The following is a 1,077-nucleotide window of genomic DNA, read 5'->3' as shown; positions in this document are numbered from 1 at the left end:
TGTCTAGTCCTGAAATAGGTTTACACCTGTTTCACCCTAACGCCCGATGCACCGCATCGGGCGTTTTGTATTTTAAAGAGAGGTGCGGCCGCTCCTGGTTGTAGATCGTGACGGCCTCTCGCACCATCTGTGTGGCCTGCGCAAAATCCGCAGGTCGGTGGATCAAGAACTCTGTTTTCAAGATGCCGTTGACCCGCTCTGCCAAGGCGTTTTGATAGCAGTCGTAGCCGTCGGTCATCGAGCAAGTGATGCCATGCTTTGCGTGCATTTCTTGATAAAGGGCCGAGCAGTACTGGGCGCCTCGATCCGAGTGATGGACTAGTTTCTGAACGCTTCGACGTCGCTTCAAAGCCATTCGAAAGGCTTGCACCACGGAGTTGGTGTGCAGACTTTCATGCACGTGATAGCCGACTATTTTTCTCGAAAAGACATCCGTCACTAAACTCAAATAGGCAACACCATCACGGGTAGGCAGGTACGTAATATCGGCCACCCAGACCTGTTCTGGGCCAGTAGCGACTATTTGTTCCGGGCTTGGTTTGAGCAGATTGGGGTGTCGGCGGAAGCGATGATGGCTGTCGGTCGTCTTGTGATACGCCCGTTTTCTGCGAACCAACTGGCGGCTTTCCCGCAAAACCGCGAACAAACGATCCCGGCCAACATGGAGCTCCTGTTGCTCACGCTGCTCATGCATCATCGAATGCAGCTTGCGAGTGCCGATGCACGGTTGGCGAGCACGGACCTTCTCTACAAACGTTATGACCTGCTGATCCTGGTCGGCCCGAGCCCTGTAGACCCGGTTGCGTTTGTAATAGGCCTGACGGCTTATTCCCATAAATTGGCAAGCCCTGCTGACACTCAGGGTTTGGGTTTGCGCAACGACTTGCCGGGTCGCTTTTTTACGACAGATACGCCGTAGTCATTTTTCAGAACATCGACCACGGCTTCAAAGAATTGGGCTTTCTGAGTTGCCAGCGCCAGTTGTTCCTCGAGTTCTTTGATTCTTTGCTCGGGAGTCAGTGGCAAGGTTGGCTCGTCCATAGGTCTGATCCTCTGGGAGCGAATGGAGGCGCCTTG

1 pseudogene is annotated in these 1,077 nt (G+C 53.8%); it reads right to left on the bottom strand.

What is annotated here, in order from left to right:
- Nucleotides 1-31: 31 nt before the first annotated feature.
- Nucleotides 32-1,077 (bottom strand): annotated as a pseudogene (locus KKQ10_RS28285) (IS3 family transposase); the annotation flags it as partial.

Source organism: Pseudomonas sp. MG-9 (genome assembly GCF_018729515.1).
In the GTDB taxonomy this organism is placed as follows: Bacteria; Pseudomonadota; Gammaproteobacteria; order Pseudomonadales; family Pseudomonadaceae; genus Aquipseudomonas; species Aquipseudomonas serboccidentalis.
Note: the sequence above shows the minus strand (reverse complement) of the source record. Positions and strands in the feature narration are given on the sequence as shown.